At 46.5% G+C, this 24,884-nt stretch carries 26 protein-coding genes; 11 read left to right on the top strand and 15 right to left on the bottom strand.

Annotated elements, in window-relative coordinates; genetic code table 11:
* Positions 1 to 87: 87 nt before the first annotated feature.
* The 4 genes from hemY to ACINLD_RS00905 form a co-directional block, all read right to left on the bottom strand.
* On the bottom strand, positions 88 to 1,509 hold the full coding sequence (gene hemY / locus ACINLD_RS00920) for a protoporphyrinogen oxidase (RefSeq protein WP_026586277.1): 1,422 nt from the start codon (positions 1,507 to 1,509) through the stop codon (positions 88 to 90).
* A 15-nt stretch (positions 1,510 to 1,524) separates the two neighbouring features.
* Positions 1,525 to 2,463, bottom strand: a complete 939-nt coding sequence (hemH, locus tag ACINLD_RS00915) for a ferrochelatase (RefSeq protein ID WP_409444915.1) — start codon at positions 2,461 to 2,463, stop codon at positions 1,525 to 1,527.
* A 73-nt stretch (positions 2,464 to 2,536) separates the two neighbouring features.
* Positions 2,537 to 3,598 (bottom strand): uroporphyrinogen decarboxylase, encoded by a 1,062-nt coding sequence (gene hemE, locus ACINLD_RS00910; RefSeq protein ID WP_026586275.1) that lies wholly within the window; start codon positions 3,596 to 3,598, stop codon positions 2,537 to 2,539.
* Between the two features lie 125 nt (positions 3,599 to 3,723).
* The gene (locus ACINLD_RS00905; protein ID WP_026586274.1) at positions 3,724 to 5,865 is read right to left on the bottom strand and encodes a transglycosylase domain-containing protein; all 2,142 of its coding nucleotides are present in this window, start codon (positions 5,863 to 5,865) and stop codon (positions 3,724 to 3,726) included.
* Positions 5,866 to 5,996: 131 nt separating this feature from the next.
* Here ACINLD_RS00905 and ACINLD_RS00900 point away from each other — a divergent pair, with 131 nt between their 5' ends.
* The 3 genes from ACINLD_RS00900 (at position 5,997) to ACINLD_RS00890 (ending at position 9,286) form a co-directional block, all read left to right on the top strand.
* Complete coding sequence (locus ACINLD_RS00900; RefSeq protein ID WP_026586273.1) at positions 5,997 to 6,500, top strand: antibiotic biosynthesis monooxygenase family protein; 504 nt, start codon at positions 5,997 to 5,999, stop codon at positions 6,498 to 6,500.
* 103 nt (positions 6,501 to 6,603) lie between these two features.
* Positions 6,604 to 7,980 carry a hypothetical protein gene (locus ACINLD_RS00895; protein ID WP_410206873.1) on the top strand — a complete coding sequence of 459 codons (1,377 nt, stop codon included), beginning with the start codon at positions 6,604 to 6,606 and terminating at the stop codon, positions 7,978 to 7,980.
* A gap of 142 nt (positions 7,981 to 8,122) precedes the next feature.
* On the top strand, positions 8,123 to 9,286 hold the full coding sequence (locus tag ACINLD_RS00890) for a M20 family metallopeptidase (RefSeq protein ID WP_142246162.1): 1,164 nt from the start codon (positions 8,123 to 8,125) through the stop codon (positions 9,284 to 9,286).
* A 22-nt stretch (positions 9,287 to 9,308) separates the two neighbouring features.
* Here ACINLD_RS00890 and ACINLD_RS00885 read toward each other — a convergent pair whose 3' ends face one another.
* From ACINLD_RS00885 to ACINLD_RS00875, 3 genes are read right to left on the bottom strand one after another with little or no spacing between them, the layout of a single operon-like run.
* The gene (locus ACINLD_RS00885) at positions 9,309 to 10,016 is read right to left on the bottom strand and encodes an EcsC family protein (protein WP_026586270.1); all 708 of its coding nucleotides are present in this window, start codon (positions 10,014 to 10,016) and stop codon (positions 9,309 to 9,311) included.
* A gap of 53 nt (positions 10,017 to 10,069) precedes the next feature.
* A complete protein-coding gene (locus ACINLD_RS00880; RefSeq protein ID WP_026586269.1) occupies positions 10,070 to 11,293 on the bottom strand; it encodes an ABC transporter permease in 1,224 nt (407 codons plus the stop codon).
* Positions 11,286 to 12,026: an ABC transporter ATP-binding protein gene (locus ACINLD_RS00875; protein ID WP_026586268.1), complete on the bottom strand. Its 741-nt coding sequence runs from the start codon at positions 12,024 to 12,026 to the stop codon at positions 11,286 to 11,288. The genes ACINLD_RS00880 and ACINLD_RS00875 overlap by 8 nt, the downstream gene beginning before the upstream one ends.
* Positions 12,027 to 12,538: 512 nt before the next feature.
* On the opposite strand from ACINLD_RS00875, the gene ACINLD_RS00870 reads away from it, so the two are divergent.
* The 3 genes from ACINLD_RS00870 to ACINLD_RS00860 all read left to right on the top strand — a co-directional run bounded on the left by ACINLD_RS00870 (position 12,539) and on the right by ACINLD_RS00860 (position 14,935).
* A complete protein-coding gene (locus ACINLD_RS00870) occupies positions 12,539 to 12,970 on the top strand; it encodes an HIT family protein (protein ID WP_026586267.1) in 432 nt (143 codons plus the stop codon).
* 220 nt (positions 12,971 to 13,190) lie between these two features.
* Entirely contained in the window at positions 13,191 to 14,264 is a 1,074-nt protein-coding gene (serC, locus tag ACINLD_RS00865) for a 3-phosphoserine/phosphohydroxythreonine transaminase (RefSeq protein ID WP_026586266.1), read from the top strand.
* Between the two features lie 143 nt (positions 14,265 to 14,407).
* Positions 14,408 to 14,935, top strand: a complete 528-nt coding sequence (locus tag ACINLD_RS00860; protein WP_026586265.1) for a tryptophan transporter — start codon at positions 14,408 to 14,410, stop codon at positions 14,933 to 14,935.
* 93 nt (positions 14,936 to 15,028) lie between these two features.
* Here ACINLD_RS00860 and ACINLD_RS00855 read toward each other — a convergent pair whose 3' ends face one another.
* The gene (locus ACINLD_RS00855) at positions 15,029 to 15,220 is read right to left on the bottom strand and encodes a hypothetical protein (RefSeq protein ID WP_026586264.1); all 192 of its coding nucleotides are present in this window, start codon (positions 15,218 to 15,220) and stop codon (positions 15,029 to 15,031) included.
* Positions 15,221 to 15,369: 149 nt separating this feature from the next.
* Between ACINLD_RS00855 and ACINLD_RS00850 the strand changes: the two genes are divergently transcribed.
* Both ACINLD_RS00850 and ACINLD_RS00845 read left to right on the top strand, forming a co-directional pair.
* Positions 15,370 to 15,726 (top strand): YtxH domain-containing protein, encoded by a 357-nt coding sequence (locus ACINLD_RS00850; RefSeq protein ID WP_026586263.1) that lies wholly within the window; start codon positions 15,370 to 15,372, stop codon positions 15,724 to 15,726.
* Positions 15,727 to 15,917: 191 nt separating this feature from the next.
* Positions 15,918 to 16,538: an HTH-type transcriptional regulator Hpr gene (locus tag ACINLD_RS00845; RefSeq protein WP_026586262.1), complete on the top strand. Its 621-nt coding sequence runs from the start codon at positions 15,918 to 15,920 to the stop codon at positions 16,536 to 16,538.
* Here ACINLD_RS00845 and ACINLD_RS00840 read toward each other — a convergent pair.
* Complete coding sequence (locus ACINLD_RS00840) at positions 16,535 to 16,882, bottom strand: YhaI family protein (protein ID WP_026586261.1); 348 nt, start codon at positions 16,880 to 16,882, stop codon at positions 16,535 to 16,537. The genes ACINLD_RS00845 and ACINLD_RS00840 overlap by 4 nt on opposite strands.
* A gap of 210 nt (positions 16,883 to 17,092) precedes the next feature.
* Between ACINLD_RS00840 and ACINLD_RS00835 the strand changes: the two genes are divergently transcribed.
* On the top strand, positions 17,093 to 17,608 hold the full coding sequence (locus tag ACINLD_RS00835; RefSeq protein WP_026586260.1) for a DUF3267 domain-containing protein: 516 nt from the start codon (positions 17,093 to 17,095) through the stop codon (positions 17,606 to 17,608).
* A gap of 74 nt (positions 17,609 to 17,682) precedes the next feature.
* The gene (locus tag ACINLD_RS00830; protein WP_003180249.1) at positions 17,683 to 17,898 is read left to right on the top strand and encodes a hypothetical protein; all 216 of its coding nucleotides are present in this window, start codon (positions 17,683 to 17,685) and stop codon (positions 17,896 to 17,898) included.
* Positions 17,899 to 17,947: 49 nt separating this feature from the next.
* Here the strand turns inward: ACINLD_RS00830 and ACINLD_RS00825 are convergent, their stop codons facing one another.
* Positions 17,948 to 18,046, bottom strand: a complete 99-nt coding sequence (locus ACINLD_RS00825; RefSeq protein WP_003180247.1) for a YjcZ family sporulation protein — start codon at positions 18,044 to 18,046, stop codon at positions 17,948 to 17,950.
* 121 nt (positions 18,047 to 18,167) lie between these two features.
* Positions 18,168 to 18,254, bottom strand: coding sequence for a YjcZ family sporulation protein (locus tag ACINLD_RS00820; protein WP_035427975.1), 87 nt, complete (start codon positions 18,252 to 18,254; stop codon positions 18,168 to 18,170).
* Positions 18,255 to 18,416: 162 nt separating this feature from the next.
* Between ACINLD_RS00820 and ACINLD_RS00815 the strand changes: the two genes are divergently transcribed.
* Complete coding sequence (locus ACINLD_RS00815; RefSeq protein WP_026586259.1) at positions 18,417 to 19,277, top strand: peptidylprolyl isomerase; 861 nt, start codon at positions 18,417 to 18,419, stop codon at positions 19,275 to 19,277.
* Between the two features lie 48 nt (positions 19,278 to 19,325).
* Here the strand turns inward: ACINLD_RS00815 and ACINLD_RS00810 are convergent, their stop codons facing one another.
* The 4 genes from ACINLD_RS00810 to ACINLD_RS00795 all read right to left on the bottom strand — a co-directional run bounded on the left by ACINLD_RS00810 (position 19,326) and on the right by ACINLD_RS00795 (position 24,827).
* Complete coding sequence (locus ACINLD_RS00810; protein ID WP_026586258.1) at positions 19,326 to 19,553, bottom strand: sporulation YhaL family protein; 228 nt, start codon at positions 19,551 to 19,553, stop codon at positions 19,326 to 19,328.
* Positions 19,554 to 19,620: 67 nt separating this feature from the next.
* Positions 19,621 to 20,565, bottom strand: coding sequence for a 3'-5' exoribonuclease YhaM (yhaM, locus tag ACINLD_RS00805; protein ID WP_077737106.1), 945 nt, complete (start codon positions 20,563 to 20,565; stop codon positions 19,621 to 19,623).
* 73 nt (positions 20,566 to 20,638) lie between these two features.
* Positions 20,639 to 23,587, bottom strand: a complete 2,949-nt coding sequence (locus ACINLD_RS00800) for an ATP-binding protein (protein WP_077737107.1) — start codon at positions 23,585 to 23,587, stop codon at positions 20,639 to 20,641.
* 13 nt (positions 23,588 to 23,600) lie between these two features.
* Complete coding sequence (locus ACINLD_RS00795) at positions 23,601 to 24,827, bottom strand: exonuclease SbcCD subunit D (protein WP_077737108.1); 1,227 nt, start codon at positions 24,825 to 24,827, stop codon at positions 23,601 to 23,603.
* Between the last annotated feature and the right edge of the window lie 57 nt (positions 24,828 to 24,884).

Below are 24,884 nucleotides of genomic sequence, written 5' to 3'. Positions count from 1 at the left end.
GTTAGTTTTTCCATATCCAGCCTTTGATTATGTGATCATGAAAAGGGCAAAAAAAAAGCCGCCGATTTCGGTCGGTCAGCTTTGCTCTTATTCTGCTTTTTCAAACAGGTGGGAAAGAACATCTTTGACGGCTTGTTTGCCTTGATCGATGCAATCCGGAATTCCGACACCTTCAAAAGAAGCGCCTGTCACAAAAATTCCGGGATACGAGGTTTGAAGCCCTTCCCGTATTTCTTTTATTCTTTTTTGATGGCCGACATGATACTGCGGCATGGCTTCATTCCATCTTGTGATACAGCTCATTTCCGGCTCGCCTTCGATGTTCATGATCCGTTTCAGATCGTCGAGCACGATCTTGACCATTTCTTTGTCCGACTGCTCGACAACCGACTCATCACCGGCTTTGCCGACGTAAGCCCTTAACAGAACTTTGCCTTCCGGCGTGGTGCTCGGCCATTTTTTGTTTGTCCATGTGCAGGCGGTGATAGAGAAGTCACTGTTTCTTGAAATGACGAAGCCTGTGCCTTGATGCTCCATCTGGACAGCTTCCTCTGGAAAGCCCAGCGCCACATTGGCGACAGATGTCGAAACCATTTTCTGCAGACCTTTCAGCCAATCTTCATCTTGAAACATTTGCGAAACGGCTTTATGCGGAGCGGTGACCACGGCTGCATCGGCGTCGAGCACGGTTCCGTTGTCAAGCTTCAAGCTGTATCCGCCTGCGGCGTGCTTGATCTTGACTACTTTTGTGCCTTTGTAAATCTTTGTCCGTTCAAGCTGTTTTTCCAGTTCTTCTACAATGGTCTGCAGTCCGGTTTTCAAGGTTTGAAACTGGCCTTTCTTTTTGCCCGCCGGCTTTTGGCTGCCTTGACGGCCGCGCGACTTTTTCATACCGACGATCAAGCTTCTGTATTTCTGCTCGGTCTGGTAGAACTGCGGGAAGGTTGACATCAGGCTGAGGCGGTCGATATCTCCGGCATAAATGCCTGAGAGCAGCGGCTCAATCAGGTTTTCAACCACTTCCCCGCCGACGCGTCTTCTGAAAAACTCACCGAGCGACTGGTCTTCCTGAGGCTTGCTTGCGGGAAGAAGCAAATCCATCCCCGCCCTCAGCTTTCCCTGAAAAGAAAACAGGCCGGTTGTCAAAAAAGGCCCGATTTTCGTCGGCACACCCATTACAGCCCCCTCCGGGATCGGATAGAGCGTCTCATTGACGAGAACATAAGACTGGCCTGTCGCATTGTTGACAAGCAAATGCTCGAGTCCGAGATCTTTGACAAGCTGCGGAGCGCTCTGTTTTCGTTCCAAAAATGAATCCGGGCCCCTCTCAATTACATATCCGTCTTTGTGGACGGTCTGAATCTTTCCGCCTAATCTCGGACTCGCCTCAACAAGCGTCACTTCAGCCGGAAGGCCGTTCGTTTTGATTTCCTTTTCCAAGTAGAAGGCGGCGGCCAACCCGGTAATACCGCCGCCGATAATGACAATCTTCCTGCGTTCTCCACTCATATAAAATCGCCTTCTTTACTGTTCTTCTTTGTCCAATTCTTTCAGCACAACATCTGCTAATGCGTCGATAAATTGCGGTTTTGCATTAGGCATTTCCGGCCTGTAGTAGCTGGCTCCGACATCATCTGTGACAACTTTGCATTCATAGTCGTTATCGTACAGGACTTCCAAATGGTCGGCCACAAAACCGACAGGCGCGTAGACAAAAGCGCTGTAGCCTTTTTGCTCTGATAAGTCCCGCGTCAAATCCTGCACATCAGGTCCAAGCCAAGGATCAGGAGTGTTGCCTTCGCTTTGCCAGCCGACCGCATAATCCGCCACACCCGCTTGTTCAGCGATAAGGCGGGCTGATTCTTTGAGCTGATCCGGATATGGATCTCCTAAATCAACGATTTTTTCGGGCAGGCTGTGGGCCGATACGATCAGGACAGCGTTATCCCTTTCTAGAGGCGGCATTTGCGCGTACGTTTTTTTGATTTGATCCGCCCAGTAGCTGATAAATTTCGGCTCATCATACCAGCTGTTAATCGATGTGGTCTTGATGCCCAGCTTATCCGCTTCCTCCTTTGCCCGCTTGTTGTATGACTGGACGCTGAATGTGGAAAAGTGGGGCGCCAGGACGATGCTGACCGCTTCTGTTATGCCGTCTTTATGCATGTCCTGAACGGCGTCTTCAATAAACGGCTCAATATGCTTAAGACCGATATACGCTTTAAAGGTCACATCATCCTGCATCTCGTTTAAGCGCTTTTCAAGCTGACTTGTCTGCTCGCCGGTAATCTTCGCCAGCGGGGAAATGCCGCCGATCGCCTGATAGCGGTCTTTCAAGTCCTGAAGCATGTCCGGCTCAGGTTTTCTGCCTCTCCTGATATGCGTGTAATAACGTTCAATGTCTTCTTCCTTGTATGGCGTTCCGTATGCCATGACGAGAAGCCCCATTTTCTTTTTACCCAACATGAACACCTCTTTACAGATCTTTATCTATTCGTATTTTGACAGTTCAGGTCGTAAAGACCAACTGAAATGCTCATGAAATCAGGCTCGATTTTTTGGAGGCGGAATACTCATGAACAAATGCCGTTAACTTTTTCAGCGTCTCAGGGCTCACCTCAGGGAAGATACCGTGGCCGAGGTTGAAAATAAACCGATCTGTCAGCAGGCCCTGATCGAGAATTTCCTTTGTTCTCGCCTCGATGACATCCCACGGCGCAAGCAGAATCGACGGATCGAGATTTCCCTGGAGGGTTTTGGTCAGCCCTTTGTCCCTTGCTTCCTGAATGCTCATCCGCCAGTCCAGGCCGACGACGTCGAGGGAAAGGTCATGCCAGTCGCGGGCAAGGTGGCTTGCGCCAACACCGAACATGATCAATGGCACACCTTCTTGTTTAAGCTCTTTAAACAACACATCCATCGTCGGTTTGATGTAGCGGCGGTAGTCAGCCGCATTCAACGCTCCGACCCATGAATCAAACACCTGAATCGCTTTTGCGCCGGCGCGGATTTGCGCCTTCACATAAACGGCCGCCATTTCGCCCAGTTTTTTCATCAATTTAAACCACGCCTCAGGCTGACTGTACATAAACGCTTTTGTTTTATTGTAGTTTTTAGATGGACCGCCTTCGATCATATAGCTTGCCAATGTAAACGGCGCACCTGTAAAACCAATCAGCGGGACGTTCAGCTGCTCCTTAGTCAGCAGTCTGATCGTCTCGAGAATATAGGGAATATGTTCATCCGGCTCAAGCTCGCCGAGTTTTTCAACATCGGCAAGCGAAGTGATCGGCTGATCGATCACAGGGCCGATTCCGTTTTTAATCTCAACGTCTACGCCAATTCCTGGAAGCGGTGTCATGATGTCCTTATAAAGAATCGCCGCATCCACCCCGTACTGTTCGACAGGAAGCCTTGTCACATATGCGCACAGCTCAGGCTGATGCGTAATGTCAAACAGTCCGTATTTTTCTTTTAACGCCCGGTATTCCGGCTGCGATCTGCCGGCCTGCCTCATGTACCAAACGGGCACATGGGCGGTTTTTTCTCCGCGGCACGCTTTTAAAAACGCGTCATTAAAAGCATTGTCGTTTTTCACACTGATTTCCACCTTTCAAGCTGCAACCATACGTTCGCAAAATTACTCCTTCAAATATACCGTTTTTTTGCTGAACGGTATACTCATGAGACTTATTGTTCAAAAAATTGATGAATTTCGTGTTCCTAATGACCCGAAGGAAATATATTCGGTTCGATAAAATCGGTCCCTTCCCCCTCTGTTTTCGTTTGCGGATTGTATGGAACAATTTTGTATGAAGCACCGGAAAAAACATTGGCATACGGGATGTCATAGCTTCCCGTTCCTTTTACGGTATCGATCAATGTTTCTTTTCCGTTTTTCTTTTCATATATTCGGTATTCGGCTCTTTTATCCTCTTGTTCATGCCATTTTAGTGACACCGTAATCAGTCCCATAGGTGAAAAGGTGTAGTCTGCTGTCGCGCTTTCCAGGTCTTCAAGATGAATCGGACGGTCCAGATCCTTGATCCCTTCCGGTTTTTGAAATGCGGACGGCTGCTGGCCGGAGCGTTTTAATATGTCTTTAAACAGCCTTGTCGGATAAGAGCTTCCGCCTTTTAAATAATGGGTTTTATCCGTCCTGTCATAGCCCATCCAGACAGCCCCTGTCACTTCGGGGGTATAGCCGGCAAACCAGGCGTCTTTTGTACCGCCTTCTTTACCGGTAAACGTAGTGGAACCCGTTTTCCCGGCCACCTCTCCAGAAAATTCGCCGGCTTTCCCGGTTCCGCTTTTGACAACCTCTTGAAGCATGCGCGTCATGTTCCAGGCCGTCTGTTTGCTAAAAACCTTTTCCGGTTTTTCTTGATGGCGGTACAGCACATTCCCGGTCTCATCCGTAATTTTTTTAATAAAGAACGGCTCATCATATTTTCCTGAATTGGCAAATGTCCTGTATGCGCCGGCGAGTTCAAGCGGCGATACGCCTGTTTCAAGCCCGCCCAGCCCCAGCGCGAGGCCGTCATCAGGAAGGTTCATCCCCAAACGGCTGAGATAAGGCTTGACGGTTTCAACACCGATCTCATTCAGCGTCCAAACAGCGGGAGCGTTTTTACTGTATGTCAAAGCATCCACCATCGAGACTTTTCCTTCATACTTTCCGTCATAATTTTTCGGGGAGTAGCCGCCTTCATATGAAAGCTGTTTATCTTCAAGCAGAGAATACGGTTTATAGAGCTTTTCTTCAAGAGCCGGCCCGTAGACGGCAAGAGGCTTGAACGTCGAGCCGGGCTGCCGCGGAGCGGTCGCTCTGTTATAGCCCTTCGGAAGATAATCCCTCCCTCCGAGAGCTGCAACAACACCGCCTGTCTTATTGTCGATAAAAACGGCGCTGCCTTCGGCTTTATTGTCTGTACCCGGAAAATAGCCGTCCTCTTTCATCAGCGTATAGGCTGCTTTTTGGATTGAGGTGTCAAGCGGTACAGTGATCGTGTATCCGCCTTGAAGGAGCTGCTCGCTTGAAATGGAATATTTGTCTTCCGCCTCTTTCATGACAAGGTCAATATAGCTGTCGAGCCAAGGCGTTTTTGATTTTTCTTTTACGTGAAGGCCCAGCGTGCTTCCCTGCGCCCTGACCGTTTCTTTTGAGCTGAGATACCCCTGCTCATTCATCATGCTGAGGACGACATTGCGCCTCTCTCTGCTTTTATCCGGGTGGAGAATGGGTGAATATGTGCTCGGCGCCTTGGGAATCGAGGCGAGAACCGCTCCTTCGGCCGCTGTTAAATCTTTTACATCTTTATCGAAAAAATAGTTTGCGGCCGCCTGAATCCCGTAAACACCGTGTCCGAAATAAAGCTGGTTCAAGTACATTTCAAGGAGCTTGTCCTTGCTGTAATCCCGTTCTAAATTAATCGCGATGATGACTTCTTTTGTTTTTCTTAAAAACGTTTTGTCATTTGTTAAAAAAATATTTTTAGCCAGCTGCTGTGTGATCGTGCTTCCACCTTCTACTTTGCCGCCGGCTAATATATCTTTGTAGACGGCCCTCGTCACCGATTTAAAGTCGATGCCATGGTGCTCATAAAAGCGTTGATCTTCAACAGCGATGAACGCATGTTGAACGTTATCCGGCACTTCATCGATGGAAACCGGTCTTCTGTTTTCGGTATAAAGGCTTGCGACCTCTTCACCATTTTGGTCGACGATTTTAGAAGAAGCATGGAAAATCAGCTTCTTTTCATCAATGACGTAATCCCCCAGAAAAATGATCGTAATATAGCCGATTAATGATAATAGGATAATGGCAGCAGTTATGATAATTGGAATGAAAAATCTTTTTTTCATCTGTTCACCTCATTCCTTTCTATAGCTAGTATGGGAATTTTTTCTTCAGATTATGTTTTCGCATTTATTCATTTCCTTGATAGAATTTTAAAACGGCCTTTTGTTATACTATCAGAAAAGGGGTGGGTAAAATGAATTTTTACATGACATACGGAACCGTTGATTTTTTAAAAAAGATCGCTGAAAAACACGGTCTTGAAAACATGCTGTTTATGAAAAGCTACGATTCTGCGCTTCTTTTTCACGAAACGGAAGGAGAGAGCGTTTTCCAGGCTCCTCACCGCTACGAAATCATCGACCGGTCCGGGGAATTGGGAGAGTCCGGTTTTGTCGTCCTCAACAACATCCCTGTGACACCTGAAGGCAGACCTTTGTTTGAAACCCGTTTTAAAAACAGGGCGGGAAAAATCGAAAATCAGCCGGGGTTTAAAGCGCTTCGCGTGCTCAGGCCGCAAGAAAGCGACACCTATATCGTGTTATCGCTCTGGGAATCAGAACAGGCCTTTCAGGATTGGAAAAATTCAAACTCATTCAAAGAAGCACACAAAAAAGAACAATCTTCAGCAGGAATCAACAAAGGCGGAACGATCTTTTCCAGGCCGTCCTATATTTCTTCCTATCATTCCGTCCAATAACTGCCTTTTCGGCAGTTTTTTTATTTCCGGGGAAATGGCCCTCCTTCACACTCTTGCAGCCCAGGAATAAGCTGTATGAGGTCATGATACAGGGGGATTGGAAATGGATCTTGAACTGACGTCCGTTCATTTTTTGTATTTGGCGTTCATTGCCGCCATTCTTGTGTTTATGCTTCTCCGCCTTGACACGACATGCATCTCGCTTGCCGGAGTGTTTTTCATTTCCCTAATGGCGACCCATTCCTTCAGCGCTTCTGTCATCGGCGTATTTAACAGCTTAATCTATGCAGCCCGCGAACTTCTCCCGACCATTTTTATCATTTGCTTCGTTGTTTCCATGAGTGAGCTCCTGACCAAATCGGGGATTCATGAAACGATGATCACCCCCATCGCCAAGTGGATAAAAGGGCCTGCTCTGGCCTACTGGATTACCGGAGCTCTGATGTTTATCATTTCATCCTTTTTCTGGCCTTCCCCTGCCGTTGCTCTCGTCGGAGCCGTGCTTTTGCCCGCTGCGCTTAAAGCCGGCCTTTCACCGATAGCCACGGCGGCAGCGATGAATTTGTTCGGCCACGGCTTCGCCCTGTCAGGAGATTTCATTATTCAAGCAGCGCCAAAACTGACGAGTGATGCGGCTGGTGTCCCGGTTGCAGAAGTGATGGCCGCAAGTGTTCCGCTCGTCCTCGTCATGGGTTTGACAACGACGGTTACAGCCTTTTTCATGCTGAAAAAGGAGCGCACAGTTTCAGGGATTGATCCGGCCGGCGTGCAGCAAGACGCTCCCGAACCGCTGCTTGGTCCGGCTGCGAGAAAATGGCTCGCATTCGTCGTGCCGATGATATTCATCAGCGATATTGCCCTTATGTTGATCCTAGACCTCCAAGGAGAAGAAGCGACAGCGCTAATCGGCGGAACAGCCGTTTTCGTCCTCATTCTTATCCATTTTATCGTCTACAAGCACCGCTGCCTTGAGAAAATCACCGCTTATTTCATTCACGGGTTTCAATTCGGTTTTAAAGTGTTTGCCCCCGTCATTCCGATTGCCGCTTTTTTCTACCTGGGCGATACAGGTTTTAAGGAAGTTTTGACGGCCGACATTCCGGGATTCTCGAACAGAATTGTAAACGACCTCGGATTGGCTGTTGCCCATTCCGTTCCCCTGTCTCCCGCCATTGCCGCGATTGTCCTGACATTCGCCGGGGCTATTACAGGTCTTGACGGCTCAGGATTTTCCGGAATTTCTCTAGCCGGTTCTGCCGCCAGCATGTTCGCTGCCGCTACAAGCGCCGATCCAGCTGTTCTGACAGCCCTCGGCCAAATTTCCGCAATTTGGGTAGGCGGCGGAACGTTGGTTCCTTGGGCGCTCATCCCTGTGGCAGCCATTTGCAAAGTTGATCCGTTTGAGCTGGCAAGAAAAAATTTCATTCCCGTCGCCTGCGGCTTGGCGGTAACTACGCTGGCTGCGATTTTTCTTTTATAAAAGCTTGAAAGCATGGTTGAACAGCGGCTCAAACTGTCATAAAATTATAAAAACTCGTCGTTCCTTAAAAGGAGGAATTGTTTTGAGATTAGCCGCATTAAAGCAAACGATCCATCAGGAGCTTGATACACACTATGATGAGATGGTCAAATTGAGGCGCCATTTCCACCAGCACCCAGAGCTCTCATTTCAGGAAAAGAACACAGCCGCGTTTATCGCTTCTTATTATGAAGCGCTGGGCGTTCCGATCCGCACGAATGTCGGCGGAGGCGGTGTCCTCGCTGTTATTGAAGGAAATGAGCCAGGGCCAGTCGTTGCCTTAAGAGCCGATTTTGACGCGCTGCCCATCCAGGATCAAAAAGATGTCCCTTATAAGTCAACGGTTCCCGGTGTCATGCATGCCTGCGGCCATGACGGCCATACCGCAACCCTGCTCGTTCTTGCAAAAGTGTTGAGCCGGCATACGGACGATTTAAAAGGAAAGATTGTCATGATCCATCAGCATGCTGAAGAATATTCACCCGGAGGCGCCAAGCCGATGATTGAAGACGGATGTCTCGATGGAGTCGACGTCATTTTCGGCACCCATCTGTGGGCCACTTCACCGCTCGGAACCGTTCAATACCGAACAGGTCCAATCATGGCAGCCGCTGACCGCTTTACGATCACGATTCACGGGAAAGGCGGCCATGGTGCACAGCCTCATGAAACAAAGGATGCCGTCTTGATCGGTTCTCAAATTGTGACCGCCCTTCAGCATATCGTCAGCCGCAGACTCGATCCGACACAGCCGGCCGTCATCTCGACTGGATCTTTTCTTGCGGAAAACTCTTTTAATGTGATTGCCGATAAAGCCGTTTTAATCGGAACCGCACGCTCCTTTAGCGAGGATATCCGCGCAGCTATTGAAAAAGAGATTGAAGAGGTCGTAAAAGGAATTTGCGGCATGCATGGAGCCTCTTATGACTATGCGTATGAAAGAGGCTATCCGGCCGTCTGCAATCACCGAGAGGAAACGGCTTTTCTCGCCGGCATTGCCGGGGAAACCGAAGGCGTTGAAAAGATAGAGGAAAGCGAAATGCAAATGGGAGGAGAAGATTTTGCCTACTATCTCCAGCATGTGAAAGGAACTTTCTTCTTTACAGGAGCCAGCCCTCTTCATCCCAATGAAGTCTTTCCGCACCACCATCCGAAATTCGATATCAATGAAAAAGCGATGCTGATCGCGGCCAAAGTGTTGGCAAGCGCCGCTGTTTCTTATCAAGAGCAGAAAGCGCCGCTCGCAAGCGGAAAACGGGACAAATGACTTTTATACAAAAACAGCCGGATTATCCGGCTGTCTCTTTCATGAATCTTAAGTGAAAGACATGTCTCGCCGTTTCGCCGAGGTGGCCGAGCAGCTGATAATTGGCCGTTCCCCCGACAATCGCACCGAAGCCCGGGACAAGCTGAAATAATTTGACGAGATCGAGATAATCCCGATATTCCTGCTGAAATGTCTGCCAATCGATGTCGCGCTTTTCTCTTTCCCAATTGTCAATGATGCGGAAAATCTCTTTCCGGTGGGCATCACCCGAAAAAGCAAGCTGAAAAATATACAGGAGGAAGATCCGCTCTTCCTTCACTTTGACGTCATAGCCGTAAATCGCTGCCAACTCAAACAGGCATTTCATTTTGATGCCGAGCAGGAGCGGAAAATCCGCCAACCCGAGAAAAATCCCGCCGGCACCCGTACCGGCTCCTTCGACTGCGGCCGCTTTCTGATAGCGGGCCACCGCTTTTTGCGCCAATTCGGCTTTTTCCTTTAAGGAAAGGGAGCCAGTTTCCCTTTGGGAAGTCGTCAAATTTGAGCCGACGAGCGTCGCTTCGACCATTTTTTTGATGCTTTCCGTTACGGCCTTGTGCACTTTTTTGGGAATGGCAGCATTGATCTTTGTCTGAACGCCTTTTGACATCCGTTCTGCCATCGACTGCTTCCGCAGAAACTTCATTTTCCAGCGGTGAGCCTCATCTAACAACAGCTGGTTTTCATTCATGCGCCTTTCACCTCTTCTTTATTCATACTGAAAAAAGGAGAAAAGGTTTCATTTTATCTGCGGGCATTTTTCCTTAACCTGCTGGTAAAATAAGGCTTCATGACGACAAATATTAAGAGCGCCGAACCGCCCAGACCTAAAAGCATACCTGTCCATTGGAGCCTGACGCAGGCGGCGGCTGCGACTAAGATCGCCTGAATGCTCAAGACAATCTGAAGCAGCTGGAAAAAGCTCTTTCTTTTTTCTTCTTGTCTGACAGGGTAGAGCTCCTGCAAAGACAAATGCGAAAAATGATCAAACAGCGGTGTCAGCTGAATGCCGGTGATGAAAACGGTGAAGACGACAAGCAGTGCAGACACCCACTCAACCGTTGAAAAGTAAGCAATGATGAGGGCGAAAATCACGGTCAGCCTGATCACGATTCCGAAATAGTCGTTTGATCTGATGAATGCCCTGCCGTACATGTACGCAAATGTCCGCCGCTGATCATACGGGATGAAGCCGAGCATCCAGTCGAGATATGCCCTTCTTTTCGCTTGTTTCTTTAGGTGAGGGACATCGGTAAACAGATTGGCAAGCCGGTAAAACCGTTGTTTTCTTTTGATTTCATCCTCTATATGGAGCTCCCATTTCAATGACTTTTTCTTATCAATCATTGTGAAATAGACGAGCAAAGCTGCCATGATCACATAAAGCGCGGCGGCAAAGCCGTAGGAGGCCTCTAAAGCAAAGTAAATCACGATCGCATTGAGAAAAAAGCGGACAACCCTGTCCATAATCCGCATATTTTTCTCGCTGAAGTATGTCAAACGCCATTGCATCGCCATGTTCCAGACCTTTAAAACAATAAGCTGAACCAGCAACATCAGATAAGCCGACAGCGTCTTTCCGCTCGCCTCGAAGTACAGCGGCGCTAAAACGAGCATCGCCGCGACAAGCGGAAACAGCTGTGTGATAAAACTGAATCGGAAGGCCTGTTTTAAGTACGGCTCCATTTTCGCTTCAAGCGGCAGCAAAAAAACAAGATCCGCTTCTTTAATCAATGTTCTGACATGCGATCCCGCCAAAATGAGCGAAAACAGGACGGCCATCAGCCAATAGGCCGGAAACCCTTCCGGCATCTCCTTCAGCCATTTGCTGTACCAGCTCGCACCGCCCGCCAGCACAAAAATCATGACGATGACGAGATGATCATTCAGCATATATTTCAAGTACGATCTCGTCTCTTTTATATACTCCTCGATCCTTGTCTTCCAAATCGCGCGAATGCTATTCATAGCTCTCTTCCTTCGTCAGTTCAACATACAGATCGTCAAGGCTCGCCTCTTTCATGGAAAACTGCTCTCTCAGCTCTTCAAGCGTACCCTTAGCCCGCACTTCGCCGTTATGTAAAATAATAAAAGAATCACAATACCGTTCTGCGGTGGCTAAAATATGCGTCGACATCAAAACGGCCGAACCGTTTTTCTTTGCTTCATTCATCCGTTCAAGGAGAGCGTTGATCGCCAGCGGATCAAGGCCGAGAAAAGGCTCATCGATAATATAAAGGTCAGGCTCCACCAAAAAGGCGCACATAATCATGACCTTCTGCTTCATCCCTTTGGAAAAATGGGCCGGAAACCATTTGAGACGCTTCTCCATCCTGAACTCCTTCAGCAGCGGCGGAAGCCTTTTTTCAAATGTTTCTTTCGATAATCCATAGGCCATCGCGGTCAGTTCCAAATGTTCCTTCAGCGTGAGCTCTTCATATAAAATCGGTGTTTCCGGGATAAACGTAAATTGGGAACGGTAGCTTTCCGGATCTTCCATGAATGTCTTGCCGTTCAGCTCAACAGAGCCTTTGTGCGGCTCCATCAGTCCGATAATATGGCGGATCGTCGTGCTTTTCCCCGCCCCGTTCAAGCCGATCAATCCGACGATCTGCTCCCGTTCAATCGAAAATGAAATATTGCGGAGCACCGGATTTCTTGTATATCCTCCAGTCAGATCCTTAACAGTCAGTAGTGACATACGTTCGTTCCTTTCCACTCATTTTTCTTAATAGTACCAAAAACAAGGAGGCTTTTAAAACGTTTTCCCTCCGGCTTTTTTCAGTCTGAAAGAAAAACGAATAATCGAAAACGGTTCAGGACAATCTAAGTGATGAAGAAGGGGCAGCTGATCACTCTGGCAAATGAGGTGTTTGTCAAAGACGAGTCTTGAGTAAGAAACGTGTCAGCTTAGAAATTTCTTTCATCCACTGAATTGAGAAAGCATCCGCTTCTTATGGCAAAGCCGTTTGAAAAGGGTGTGACGATCAAATGAGGTGTTTGTCGCAGGAAATGTATAGGCGTTTCAAGTCTTCATTTTGACGAAAAATGGGGTGCTTGCAAAAGGCAGGAAAAGTTTCTCATCAACAAGCGAACCTTCTTCATGGCAGGGTGAACGCGGGAGCCGTTCATCCTGTTTTCGTGTTTCACCGGAAATTATGGTAATATGATGCTTATACATAACCTTTCCATAATGGAAAAAGGAGGAAAAATATGAGCGACTGTATTTTTTGCAAAATCATTAACGGTGAAATCCCATGTGCAAAGGTATATGAAAACGAACACGTCTTGGCTTTTCTTGACATCAGCCAAGTGACGAAAGGACACACCCTGGTCATTCCCAAAGTCCATAAAACGAACATTTACGAAATGACGCCTGAAATTTCAAGAGAGTTTTTTGAAGCGGTTCCGAAAATCGCCCAAGCCATTAAAGATGAGTACGAGCCGATCGGCTTAAACCTGCTCAACAACAACGGCGAAAAAGCGGGTCAGTCCGTCTTTCATTATCATATGCACATCATCCCGCGCTACGGAAAAGGTGACGGCTTCGGCGCCGTCTGGAAAACACACGCGGACGACTATTCACCGGAAGATTTGCAAACGATTGCCTCTTCCATTAACAGCCGTTTGACCAAACAGGCATAACACTTCCTCAGGCATCGAGAACATCGATGCCTTTTTCTATATAAAGCCTTCCCGCATCCCCGCGTTTTTGTCATAAAATATTCACATGTTTCGCTCCTTCTTGGTGCGGCTGGAATCAGATTGCTCTATATTTCACACAATTCAAATTTTTTATGTATAACGCGATCCTTTTATGATAGGATTGTTTTATATTTTTATACATGAACAGGGAGCGATTGTGATGATACGTACAACGAACTTTAATGCAGGACCTGCGGCACTGCCTTTAGAGGTGTTGCAAAAGGCGAAAGACGAGTTTCTTGATTTCAACGGTGCAGGGATGTCCGTTATGGAGCTGTCCCACCGAAGCAAGGAGTATGATGCCGTTCATCAAAAAGCGAAAGCTCTTTTAAAAGAACTGATGGAGATCCCTGAGGATTATGACATTTTGTTTCTGCAAGGCGGAGCAAGCCTCCAGTTTTCAATGATTCCGATGAATTTTCTGTCCGCACAAAAAACGGCGCACTTCGTCATGACCGGGTCATGGTCTGAAAAGGCGCTCGCAGAAGCGAAGGTTTTCGGAAACACATCGATCATCGCTTCAAGCGAAGAGGACACATACAGCTATATTCCGGAAGTTGCGGAAATTCCGGAGGACGGGGCATATCTTCATCTGACATCCAACAACACGATATTCGGAACGCAGTGGCAGGAATATCCCGACTCTCCGATTCCGGTTGTAGCCGACATGTCGAGCGATATTTTAAGCCGTAAAATCGATGTTTCACAGTTTGACATCATCTATGCCGGCGCCCAAAAAAACCTCGGACCGTCCGGAGTCACCGTCGTCATTATGAAAAAAGAGCTGCTCGCAAAGGAAAATGAAGGAATCGCCAAAATCTTAAAATACTCCACACACGCAAAAGCGAATTCGCTCTATAATACACCGCCGACTTTTGCGATCTATATGCTGTCTCTTGTCCTTGAATGGATCAAAGACAAAGGCGGACTGGCCGAAATCGAAAAACGCAACCGCAAAAAAGCCGAGATTTTATACAGCGCGATTGATGAAAGCGGCGGATTTTACCGCGGCCATGCGAGACCGGACAGCCGTTCAGCCATGAATGTCACCTTTACGCTGAAAAATGATGAGCTGACAAAATCATTCATCGAAAAGGCCAAGGAAGAAAAAATGTCGGGACTCGGCGGACACCGCTCTGTCGGAGGCTGCCGAGCATCGATCTACAACGCTGTTTCCGTTGAAGACTGCGAGAAACTGGCAGCATTTATGAAGAGATTCCAGGAAGAGCATTAAGCCTTGATCCTTTTTCTGACATCTTCTGAAAAAGGCTTCCCCATTCCTTCTAAAGTTTGATATACTACTAGAAAGCTTTCGCAATAAATGGCGAGCATATTATTGGAAAGCAATAAAGAGCCTGAGACGAGGAGAGAATAGACATGAAAACAAAAGAATTAGTTGCCATGGCGCTTTTTGCCGCCATCGGAGCAGCGCTGCACGCTGTGATTCCGCCCTTTTTTTACGGTATGAAGCCAGATATGATGCTGATTATGATGTTTATGGGAATCCTTCTGTTCCCTAAAGTGCAAAACGTACTTGTCATCGGAATCGTGACGGGCATCATTTCCGCTTTAACGACCGCATTTCCGGGAGGACAGCTGCCGAACATCATTGACAAACCAATTACAGCTTTGATCTTCTTTGCCGTATTTCTTGCTGTGAAGAAGCTGAAAAATAGAACGGTCACAGCTTCCGTGTTAACCGCAGCGGGAACGATCCTTTCCGGAACCATCTTCCTGGCGGCGGCCCTCCTGATTGTCGGCCTGCCTGGAAACCAGGGATTTGCCGCACTGTTTACGCTCGTGGTTTTGCCTGCTGCACTCATCAACACAATCGCCATGTTCGTGATCTACCCGATCGTGCAGGCGATCATGAAACGTTCAAGACTGATCGAACAGGCAAAATAAAACCGAAATGCCTCTTTAAAAAAGGTGATCTTCCTTTTTTAGAGAGGTTTTTTTCATTTCTATGGTCAAAAAAAGAGGAATCCGCCCGATATTTTATATAAGAAGCCGAATGAAAAAAAGGAGCAGGAGTGCTAATCCAGCGCTTCCCGTACAAAAAAGCGCTTTTTGTTTTAGTACGCGTTTCGGCGGATAAGATGCGGAAAAACCGAGAAGCCTTAAATAGTAAAAGGAGCCTGCAGCAAAAACAGCGGATAATATTGTTAAAACAATGATGATGACAGACAACCCTCTCCCTCCTTTTTTAAAAAGTATGCTAAAATAAAGCAAGCTATGCAGATGTTTCTTCTGAATCTAAAACAAGTTTTCAATGACAAAAAGGCCGGCGTTTTTGCTTTATAGCCTGACCTTTCAAAAATATAACCGGGGTGATGTACATGTCAAAAGGCCGATCTTTAGCAGCTGGACTGATTGTGGGCGGAATCATCGGCGGTGTCGCCGCTTTATTGTCCGCACCGACTTCAGGAAAGGATTTGAGAAGACAGCTCAAATCAAATTGCGGAAAGTTTGAAGACACTGTCAATAGACTGAAAACCGACGGACGTGCTTTAAAAGAACAGGTTGTCAAAACCGCCAGAGAAGGCGCTGAAATCATCAAAGATGTCAGCAGCGAACTGCAGACGTCCATCCAGGAGTGGCGCAAGGAAATCCAGCCTCATCAGGAGAACCTGAAAAAAGAAATCGCTGATATTGAAGAGAAGATCAAACAACTGGAGAAAACCTTACAAAACTAATATATTCAGCGAAAAAAAAGAACCTTTAAAAAGGGGTGTGAATGGTCATTTTCACGCTCTTTTTTTAATCAAAATGTTGAATTAACACCGAAAAAAGGATTTTTTAAAAATTTCGTAAATTTACATCTTTATTAATCTTTATTTTATTGGCATAATAGAAATTATAAGATAAAGAGAAGCAGGTGAAGTGAATGAATCGAGCGGAAGAGCCCTATTCAGTGAAAGAAGCCCTTTTATTCAGCCAGCGAATGGCACAGCTCAGCAAGGCGCTTTGGAAATCGATCGAAAAGGATTGGCAGCAGTGGATTAAGCCTTATGATCTGAACATTAACGAACACCATATTTTGTGGATTGCCTACCAGCTGAACGGAGCTTCCATTTCAGAAATTGCGAAGTTTGGTGTCATGCATGTATCCACGGCGTTTAATTTTTCCAAAAAGCTTGAGGAAAGAGGATATCTTGAATTTTCCAAAAAATTAAACGATAAACGCAATACGTACATTCAGCTGACCCCGAAAGGCGAAGAGGTATTTCTTAAAATCCTTGAGTCCTATGACCCATCCCGGAACGCTGTTTTAAAAGGCGCCCAGCCCCTGCATCAGCTGTACGGAAAATTCCCTGAAATCGTGGAAATGATGTCCATCATCCGCCATATTTACGGCGATGATTTCATGGAAATTTTCGAAAAATCGTTTACCAACATTGAAAATGAATTTGTCAGCGAAGAGGGCAAAATGAAGAAAAAAGAACCAGCAAAAGAAGCCGGGGAATCGATAGAAATGGACAAACCGCTTGAGCCAATTAAAAATTAAGCCAGATCATATCGCTTGATGATGCTGATGAACTCGCTCATCAGCGGTTTGTAAAGACCTTGTCTGTGAAGGGCGAAAATCGTTTCGTGCACTTCAAGTTTTTCATTTAACTGCCCGGCAAAAAGCGTAAGGAGATGATCGAACATCACATATCCTTGCGCTTTTTGCGCTTCCAGTTCCTTTGTAAGTTCCTCGCACAGCTTTTCCGTCTCCTTTGCTTCTTCCTCGGATAAGCCCTGTTCAATCAGCATTTTATAATATGGATATTCGCTTAAATCTAGTGTGCTCAAAAGCAGCCTCGTATAAAATTCCAGCCGCTCAAGACGCTGTTCCAATGATTTCATATTCGTCACTTCTCTCACCCTTTCTCTTATTTTAGCCGATATTAGCTTCTGATGAAAGTTCAGCGGAAAATTTTCCGTTCCTTTAAAAGCCCCTAAATTCTTTCTAAAATAACGAACTTTTTTTCGAAAAGGGATTGATTTTTCTCATCCAAGGGAGTAAATTATTCTGAGGATTTCATATATGAGTTTTGAAACGGAAGGATGTTATTCATGAGTTGCTGGAAAACCATCAATCTGATCAAAGATTATGGAGGCATGCGCATCGTGCTCAGTGCCGTCAGTTTAATGATTTTATTTTTTATTCCTGAATATTTGGCTATGCAGCTTATTCATCCGCAAACCGTTCAGAGAGGCGATCATGCGCTTTTGTTTGCCGGGCTTTTAATTGCTGCGATTATCGCCCATAAGATCCTTCACATTGTACCGATGTTGACGAAGAAAAAAATAGAAAAAAAGATTTTTTGGCTGAAAATGAGAACATGGAGAGAAATTCCGAAAAATACGATGCTGACTTCTCTTCTCTGCCCATTCCTCGTGATTACACCGATTTTGTTTTACGCGGGAGCAGTGATGCCGAGCTTCGCCCATTATTTCTGCATCATTTCCAGCATCCATTTCGGCTACTGCCTGCCGGACTTTTTGTTTGCCTGGAAACTGGTCAAAGCGCCGAAGAATTGCTTTGTTGATCAGGAAGCAGACGATTTTGATATTTTAATACAAAAATAAGCGGAATAAGCGCTGGAAAATCCTTTTTTTCAGTCTATTTTCTATCTTTTTTAATAAATATTTGGTAATGTAATATGGAGCAGAAACAGAGAGGGGGATCTCCTATTATTCTTTTTTATTTCATCTTGTTTGCGGTCTTCACTGTGTTTAACATAAACAAGCTTACAAACTCTTTATGCCTTGTCAGAGAGATTCCTGAAGAACGGCAGGATAAGGTATTTAGAATGATTAACGTGCTGATTTTAATTTTATTGATCTCATCATTCATTGAGATTTCCTTTACAGTGTAAAGAAAAAGGATAGCTGCCCTTCAGAATGTAAGGGAGCTATCCTTTTTCATTAGCATATCCAAGAAGCACCAATAATAATTAATAAAATGAACAGTACCACCAACAGTGCAAAACCGCCGGCGAAACCTCCTGCGTAACCATCGCCCATATTGACACCTCCTCTGCCCCAGTCGTTACATTAGTGTATGCACGAATGTCATGAAACGATTAGGCTCTCGGAAAAAGAAAAGAACCGCCGGAATTGGCGGTTCTTTTCCTATTTTCCAGGTTTAGCACAGATAAGCTGCACCAACGATGATTAACAAAATGAATAACACGACCAATAAAGCAAAACCGCTTGAGTATCCTCCGCTCATGTTATTGACCTCCTTTTCTTGATCACTATATGTGTATGACCGCCGAGAAAATTTGACTAGACGGATGCCCCTCTGTTGAAATTCTTTTTACAGCATGTCAGAATATGATATGATACAATTTAAAGGAAGTTTAAACTGTTAAGATTAGGAGTGTTTGCATTTATGAAGAAAATTGCAATTGCGGCGATAACAGCAACAAGCGTGCTGGCTCTCAGCGCATGTAGCGGAGGAGATTCTCAGGTTGTTGCTGAAACAAAAGCTGGAAACATAACAAAAGAAGACCTTTACCAAACCCTTAAAGAAAACGCCGGAGCGGACGCGCTCAACATGCTTGTTCAGAAAAAGGTACTCGATGACAAATACGATGTCACCGATAAAGAAATCGACAAAAAGCTGAACGAGTACAAAAAATCAATGGGAGACCAGCTTGATTCACTCATTAAGCAAAAAGGCGAAGACTATGTCAAAGATCAGATTAAATACGAGCTTCTCATGAAAAAAGCCGCAAAGGATAACATAAAAGTAACCGATGATGACGTAAAAGAGTATTATGACAGCCTAAAAGGCAAAATCCGCGCAAGCCACATTCTTGTCAAAGACAAGAAAACCGCAGAAGAAGTTGAGAAAAAGCTGAAAAAAGGCGAAAAGTTTGAAGACCTTGCAAAAGAGTATTCAACTGACGGCACAGCTGAAAAAGGCGGCGATCTCGGCTGGTTTGCCAAAGAAGGCGAAATGGATAAAACATTCAGCAAAGCCGCTTTCGCATTGAAAACAGGCGAAGTCAGCGAACCGGTCAAAACGGATTACGGCTACCATATCATTAAGAAAACCGAAGAGCGCGGCAAATATGATGATATGAAAAAAGAACTGAAAAAAGAAGTTGAAGAACAAAAGCTAAACGATCAAACTGAGCTTCAATCTGTCATAGACAAGCTTGTGAAAGACGCTGATTTAAAAGTCAAAGACAAAGAGCTGAAAAAACAGATCGATCAGTCACAGACAAACACCAACAGCAACAGCTGATGTCGCAAAAAAAGCTGTCCATCCCTAAGGGGTGAGGACAGCTTTTTATTATGCGATGGAATGTTCATTTTTCTCTGAACCCTCGTTTTTGTCATCGGCAGAACGCTTCATTCGCCTTTCTTTTTCCTTCTCCATGCGCTCGATATAAATGCGGCCTTCTTTTTCTATAAACGACTGATCGATCTTTTCCTCTTCCTTTGCGGTCGCCATCAGCTTATAAGCGCTGAATATAATGCCGACGATGCAAAGGTAGACCCACCACGGAAACAGCAGCATGGCTCATCCCCCTTTTTCAATAAACTGTATATCAGACATTATGCAAAAAGGAGACAAGTTATGACGTTTATTTATGAAAACTAGGCTTGTAAAAGGAGCGGTTATCCAAAGCAAAGACGCGTTCCGTATATTCACCAGGCTTGACCCGTTCGAGCGCCCTGTCCATCATATTGATTTTCGCGTCAAGATTGTCAATATAATGAAGGACCTCCGCCTCTTTGACCATCGGCGGCTTCGGGCTTCCCCATTCAGGTTTGCCGTGGTGGCTTAAAATCAAATGCTGAAGAATCAGCACTTCCTCGGTATCAATTTGCAGCTCTTCTGCGGCTTTTGAGATCTCCGTCACCATAATTGAAATATGGCCGAGCAGATTCCCTTCAACCGTATAGGTGGTTGACACCGGGCCGGAGAGCTCTTTGACCTTCCCGAGATCATGCAAAATGACACCGGCATACAGCAGATCCCGGTCGAGCGTCGGGTACAGGTCCGCGATCGATTTCGCCAGCTTCAGCATCGAGACAACATGGTATGCCAGTCCAGATACAAACTCATGATGATTTTTCGTCGCAGCCGGAAAGTCCATAAATTCATTTCCGTATTTTTTGACGAGGTGTCTCGTGATTCGTTGAATATTCGGGTTTTTCATTTCAAAAATATATTGGGTGACCGTATCCATCATTTCATTTTTGGGGATCGGGGCGGTCTCCAGAAAATCGTCGATCCGGACGTTTTCATGTTCGGCCGCAGGTCTGATGTTTCTCAGTTTCAGCTGGTTCCGCCCGCGGTAATGATGAATGTCTCCGACCACTTTGACGATCGTCTGCGGTCCATAAGTCGTTTCATCATGTTGCTTGGCGTCCCAAAGCTTTGCTTCAATATCTCCCGACTGATCCTGGAGCATCAGTGTTAAAAACGGTTTTCCGTTGCTTGCGATCCCTTTTGTCGACGATTTGATAAGCAGATACATATCGACCTGTTCGCCGACTTCATGCAGCATAATACCTTTTGCCATTTTAAAGCTCCCTCCGTTTTCTTACATAAATTCATTATAACACAGACCATTTATTGACAGATTGACATTAACCTTATTTTTCCATCTGGTGCAGACTTGGAGAAAGCATTGTCACCTCTCCCTCGCGGAAAGCTTCTCTCACATGTTCATGACATGTAAAGTATAATATTTGCTGCTCTTCGCCTGACAGGCGTTTTAATATGTCCAGCACCTGTTTAAACCTTTTTCGGTCAAAATGGACGAAGCTGTCATCAAGCAGGAAAGGCAGATTGATGCGTTTTTGCTGGGACAGGGCGAGCGCAAAGCGGATCGCCAAATAAAGCTGTTCACATGTGGCCTGGGAAAGCTCGTGTGCGTAAAACACAGCTCTGTCCTTCCTCATGACCATCATGGCGTCATCTGTTTCGGAAAAATAAATGTTTTCATATCGTCCGTCTGTTAACGGCTTTAATAAAGATTCTGCTGTATGCAAAAGCTTCGGAAGACGAACCTTCTTATGGTCTTCTATCCTGTTTTTCACCGCCTGCCTGACAAGCTTGACAGAGGCCCAGTTTTTGGCGAGTTCGGTGACCCGCGCTTTTTGCATTTCCACCAGGTGTGTGAGCTCGGAAACCGTTCCGGATTCTTCAAGCCTGCGCTGCTCTGCCAAAAGCATAGCAGCCTTTTCCCTTTCTTCTTTCAGCTGAATTTCCGTCCTGTTCCTTTGTTCGTTGGCTCCTTCAAGCTTTTCTTTAAGATCGGCAAGAGAATGAGCGGACGCCAGCATGACGGCCCTTTCGTCTTTTTTGCTGATCTCAGCTTTGATCCGGCTGAGCTCTAGTTTCACTTCTTTTTTGAACTCATCGCGCTTCGCCAGTTCAATAAACCTATCCCGGCCGTTTGCTCCAGCCTTTTGAAACAATGCGGTGATTTGTGATTTGAAGTACTCCGCTTCCTCCGACAATTCTTTGATTTGCTCATCCGTATGTTGAATAGACAGCTCTGCCTCCTGTTTTTTCAGGAGCTTTTCTTTTTGTGAATCAAGCTCGTGTTTCAGCTTGAACATCAGCTCCTGCACGCTGCCTTCAGATTGAAGGAGCAATGTGGCGAGCCGTCTTAAGCGCTCTTCAAACGATGCTTTTTTTGCCTTCAAGCTCCGAAGTTCGTCTTCCATTTCCCTCTTTTCGGATATCCTCGTGGAAAGTTCCTTCATCAAAGCGTAAGCATCGGATAAAAAGGACGGATCAATTCCCAGGTTCAGCTCTTTTAAATAGCGATCGATTTGCTCCTGATAGGGAAAAAAATCTTTTTCCCATTCTTCGAATTTTTGAATCGCCCGTTCGTATTCCGCCTCTTTTTGCTTCAATTCAGACTGTTTGGCCATGAGCAGCTGTCTGTTTTGGTCGTCCCTCCACAGCGCTTCTCTTAAGCGTTTCAGTTCCGGGCCATTTTCCGCTGCACCGCGTTCGGCATCTTCAAGCTGCTTTTCCATGAAAGCCATAACAGAGGACGGCTCCGGCTTTTTCAATGCGAAAAGAATCAACACGAGCGATAAGGGAATGATCAAAGCGGCCGGAAGCCAAGCTTTGAAAAACACCGCTGCGGCGCCTGCTGCAATTGCCGCTGTCAGCGCCGCGGCAGCAGCGGTTTTCCTTTTTTTCATCCGCTCGTTTTGTTCACGCTTCAGAAATGACAGCTGGCGCAGCAGCTCTTCACGTTTCAAGGCCCCTCCGCCGGCTGCTGTCAAACGGCTCAGCGCTTCCTCCTTTTGTTTGCGGATATCATCCGGCATCACTTCGCCTTCAACATCAGAACAGGCCTGTTCCGCCTCCTCAAGATTGATCCGCGCCTGTTCAAAGCGTTCATCAAGGGTTCGTTTCTCTTCGCGCAATCTGAGAAAAGTCTGAACCGTCTCCTCAAGCTTCCACTCGTACTCGTATGTGGTGTCCGCCTTGAGAATGTCCGCTTCATGATCGATCTTCAGCCGCTTCATCCCGGCCTGAACCCTTTCATTCGTCTGCTTCAGCTTGTCCGTCAGCGTCATGATTGTCTCGGTATATGATTGGTAAAACGGATGCTCTGATAAGAGCTCTTCGATTTTCGCTTCATGCCGCAAATAGCCTTCATGCGGCGCAAGAGCCGCCGCCTGCTGCTTCAAATCGCGTTTTTTTTCTTGCAGCGCCTTCAGCTGAGCGGCCTTTGGATGAAGGTGGGATTCGTACTTTTCAAGCTCAAAAAGCCCTCCCTCCGGGAAGCCGCTTTCTGCGGCCCCGTCCGCCTCAAGCTCTGCGGCCAGCCGCCGCTCCTCTTCCTTCAGCGGATGAATCTCGATCGCCTGTTCAATTTGCGCGATCGAGTGCATCAGGTCTTTCAGCAGCCGTTCGTTCTCCTTAATGGACGCTTCCGCGGCTTTTTTTCCGTTTACGATTTGCTGATAGTCGCCTTCGCGCGCTTTCGCCTTTTTCAGATCTTCAGAAAGCTTTTTTAAATGTTCAAGCTCCTGATTGAGCTCCGGCTTCCGGCCATTCGGCTTAAACAGCTCTTCCTGCCTTTTTCTCAAAGCTTCATCCATTTTGGATACGACGTCTGATCCGAACAGACTTGAGAAAAGCAAAAACTTGTCCATTTGATCACGGCTGAATTGATGAATCTCTTGAAGCCCGAACACATCAAATGAGTAGACCGCTTTATACAGCCGCCTGTCGATGCCTGACAGCAGCTGTTTCAAAAACGCCTCCGGCCGGGTGCTTCCATCTTCTAAATATACGGTGACCCGTTCAGGCTTTCCCGCAATCCGTTCAATGCGGATATGACCCAGTTCGGGATGCCGGGCTTCCAGCATTCCCCCGTAGATTCCGCCTGTTTTCGGCACGTATCGCTTCGTTTTCGGAAAGCCGAACAGCATGCTCTCAATAAAGGACATCAGCGTCGTTTTTCCGGCTTCATTCAGCCCGTAGATTAAGTGAAGGCCGGAAGGCGAAAGGCGAAATATCTGATTGGCAAACTTCCCGTATCCGTATATATGTATTGCGTGAATATTCACCCCGTATCCTCCCTTACTTCCTGATCATCTTCAGCCCATGAAGCAGAGCATTTTGCGCCTGAATGCGAATGTCGTGAACATCTTCCTTCTCAAAGCGCTCTCCATACCTTCTGAAAACGGGGTGTCTCTCCAAATCGGCGAGAATCAGGCCGATATCCTCAAAATCATTAATTTCACGTGTGAGCTCCCGGAAGAACGAATCGCTTTCCAAGTCCTCCATCCCTCTGTCAGTCCGGTCTTCGACAGCGGCGAGCCAGATGAAATGTTCTTCTTCCAGCTCCTGGTCATGAAAAATGTCAAGCAGCTCATCTGTGATTCCCGCCGACCCTTCCCTCAAATAAGGGGGAGCTTCTCCGGTCAGCACGGCTTTGATGCAGGCGGGTTTTCCTTGATTTCTGAATGATTGAAAGACGCCTTCGATCAGATCGATTAAGTCTGTTAAATGTTTTGTTTCCGATATATCGAGATCAACCGTTTCCCAGAGCACATCCGAAACCGCTTTAAAGGCAAAGGAAAGTTCGCCTTCATGAGCCTTGACGAGATAGCAGCCTTTCTCACCGGTTTCCTTCATATGGCGGGATTGTGTGTTTCCCGGATAAATCACCGCCGGATGTCCGGATGAAATGACCTGTCGTTTATGAATATGGCCGAGCGCCCAATAATCCATCTGGCCGTTTTTTAGATCTTGCAGAGAAAAGGGACAGTATGGATCATGGCCGCTTTCCCCTGCAAGCGTGCCGTGGATCATGCCGATATGGAAGGGGGCGTCCGTCGTTTTTTTCATTTCGGAAGCTTTGTTCGCAAATACCGAGCGCTCCGGATAACTGTATCCATATATGCTCGCCGCAAGCCGGCCGTCTTTGTAAAACGGCTTTTCTTCAATGTCCTCCGCAGAAAAAATGTGGACATTGTCAGGCCATTCAACAGGTGTCCATTCCCCGCCCAAATGATCATGGTTTCCGAAAATGACATAAGCCTTAATATCGTTTTCCCGGAGTTTTAAAAATTGATTGCGCAAAAACATTTGGGCTTTTAAGCTGCGGTTCGCTTCATCGAAAAGATCGCCGGCCAGCAGCATGAAATCAGCCCGCTCATCTACGGCAAGCTGAAACACATTCGCCGCGCTCTGAAATGTGCTGTTTTTGATCCTGCGGTATACCTCTTCAGGAAGCCGGCTGAGGCCGTGGAACGGACTGTCCAGATGCAGATCGGCAGCGTGAATGAAGGTGATGTTTGTCAATCTTCTGCTCCTTTTTTATAAAACAATTTCTGCCCTCATTCTATCACGGCTTTCAGG

The organism is Bacillus sp. z60-11, assembly GCF_046464135.1.
Classification (GTDB): domain Bacteria; phylum Bacillota; class Bacilli; order Bacillales; family Bacillaceae; genus Bacillus; species Bacillus sonorensis_A.
Note: the sequence above shows the minus strand (reverse complement) of the source record. Positions and strands in the feature narration are given on the sequence as shown.

Excerpts from the sequence above, each read along its gene's own strand:
- ACINLD_RS00830 (WP_003180249.1), top strand. The coding sequence starts at position 17,683 with ATGGAGCAGAAACAGAGAGGGGGATCTCCTATTATTCTTTTTTATTTC.
- ACINLD_RS00885 (WP_026586270.1), bottom strand. The coding sequence starts at position 10,016 with ATGAATGAAAACCAGCTGTTGTTAGATGAGGCTCACCGCTGGAAAATG.
- ACINLD_RS00895 (WP_410206873.1), top strand. The coding sequence starts at position 6,604 with ATGGATCTTGAACTGACGTCCGTTCATTTTTTGTATTTGGCGTTCATT.
- ACINLD_RS00870 (WP_026586267.1), top strand. The coding sequence starts at position 12,539 with ATGAGCGACTGTATTTTTTGCAAAATCATTAACGGTGAAATCCCATGT.
- ACINLD_RS00850 (WP_026586263.1), top strand. The coding sequence starts at position 15,370 with ATGTCAAAAGGCCGATCTTTAGCAGCTGGACTGATTGTGGGCGGAATC.
- ACINLD_RS00905 (WP_026586274.1), bottom strand. The coding sequence starts at position 5,865 with ATGAAAAAAAGATTTTTCATTCCAATTATCATAACTGCTGCCATTATC.
- ACINLD_RS00875 (WP_026586268.1), bottom strand. The coding sequence starts at position 12,026 with ATGTCACTACTGACTGTTAAGGATCTGACTGGAGGATATACAAGAAAT.
- ACINLD_RS00810 (WP_026586258.1), bottom strand. The coding sequence starts at position 19,553 with ATGCTGCTGTTTCCGTGGTGGGTCTACCTTTGCATCGTCGGCATTATA.
- serC (WP_026586266.1), top strand. The coding sequence starts at position 13,191 with ATGATACGTACAACGAACTTTAATGCAGGACCTGCGGCACTGCCTTTA.
- ACINLD_RS00815 (WP_026586259.1), top strand. The coding sequence starts at position 18,417 with ATGAAGAAAATTGCAATTGCGGCGATAACAGCAACAAGCGTGCTGGCT.
- ACINLD_RS00825 (WP_003180247.1), bottom strand. The coding sequence starts at position 18,046 with ATGGGCGATGGTTACGCAGGAGGTTTCGCCGGCGGTTTTGCACTGTTG.
- hemY (WP_026586277.1), bottom strand. The coding sequence starts at position 1,509 with ATGAGTGGAGAACGCAGGAAGATTGTCATTATCGGCGGCGGTATTACC.
- ACINLD_RS00840 (WP_026586261.1), bottom strand. The coding sequence starts at position 16,882 with ATGAAATCATTGGAACAGCGTCTTGAGCGGCTGGAATTTTATACGAGG.
- ACINLD_RS00900 (WP_026586273.1), top strand. The coding sequence starts at position 5,997 with ATGAATTTTTACATGACATACGGAACCGTTGATTTTTTAAAAAAGATC.
- ACINLD_RS00890 (WP_142246162.1), top strand. The coding sequence starts at position 8,123 with ATGGTCAAATTGAGGCGCCATTTCCACCAGCACCCAGAGCTCTCATTT.
- ACINLD_RS00845 (WP_026586262.1), top strand. The coding sequence starts at position 15,918 with ATGAATCGAGCGGAAGAGCCCTATTCAGTGAAAGAAGCCCTTTTATTC.
- ACINLD_RS00860 (WP_026586265.1), top strand. The coding sequence starts at position 14,408 with ATGAAAACAAAAGAATTAGTTGCCATGGCGCTTTTTGCCGCCATCGGA.
- yhaM (WP_077737106.1), bottom strand. The coding sequence starts at position 20,565 with ATGGCAAAAGGTATTATGCTGCATGAAGTCGGCGAACAGGTCGATATG.
- ACINLD_RS00880 (WP_026586269.1), bottom strand. The coding sequence starts at position 11,293 with ATGAATAGCATTCGCGCGATTTGGAAGACAAGGATCGAGGAGTATATA.
- ACINLD_RS00835 (WP_026586260.1), top strand. The coding sequence starts at position 17,093 with ATGAGTTGCTGGAAAACCATCAATCTGATCAAAGATTATGGAGGCATG.
- ACINLD_RS00820 (WP_035427975.1), bottom strand. The coding sequence starts at position 18,254 with ATGAGCGGAGGATACTCAAGCGGTTTTGCTTTATTGGTCGTGTTATTC.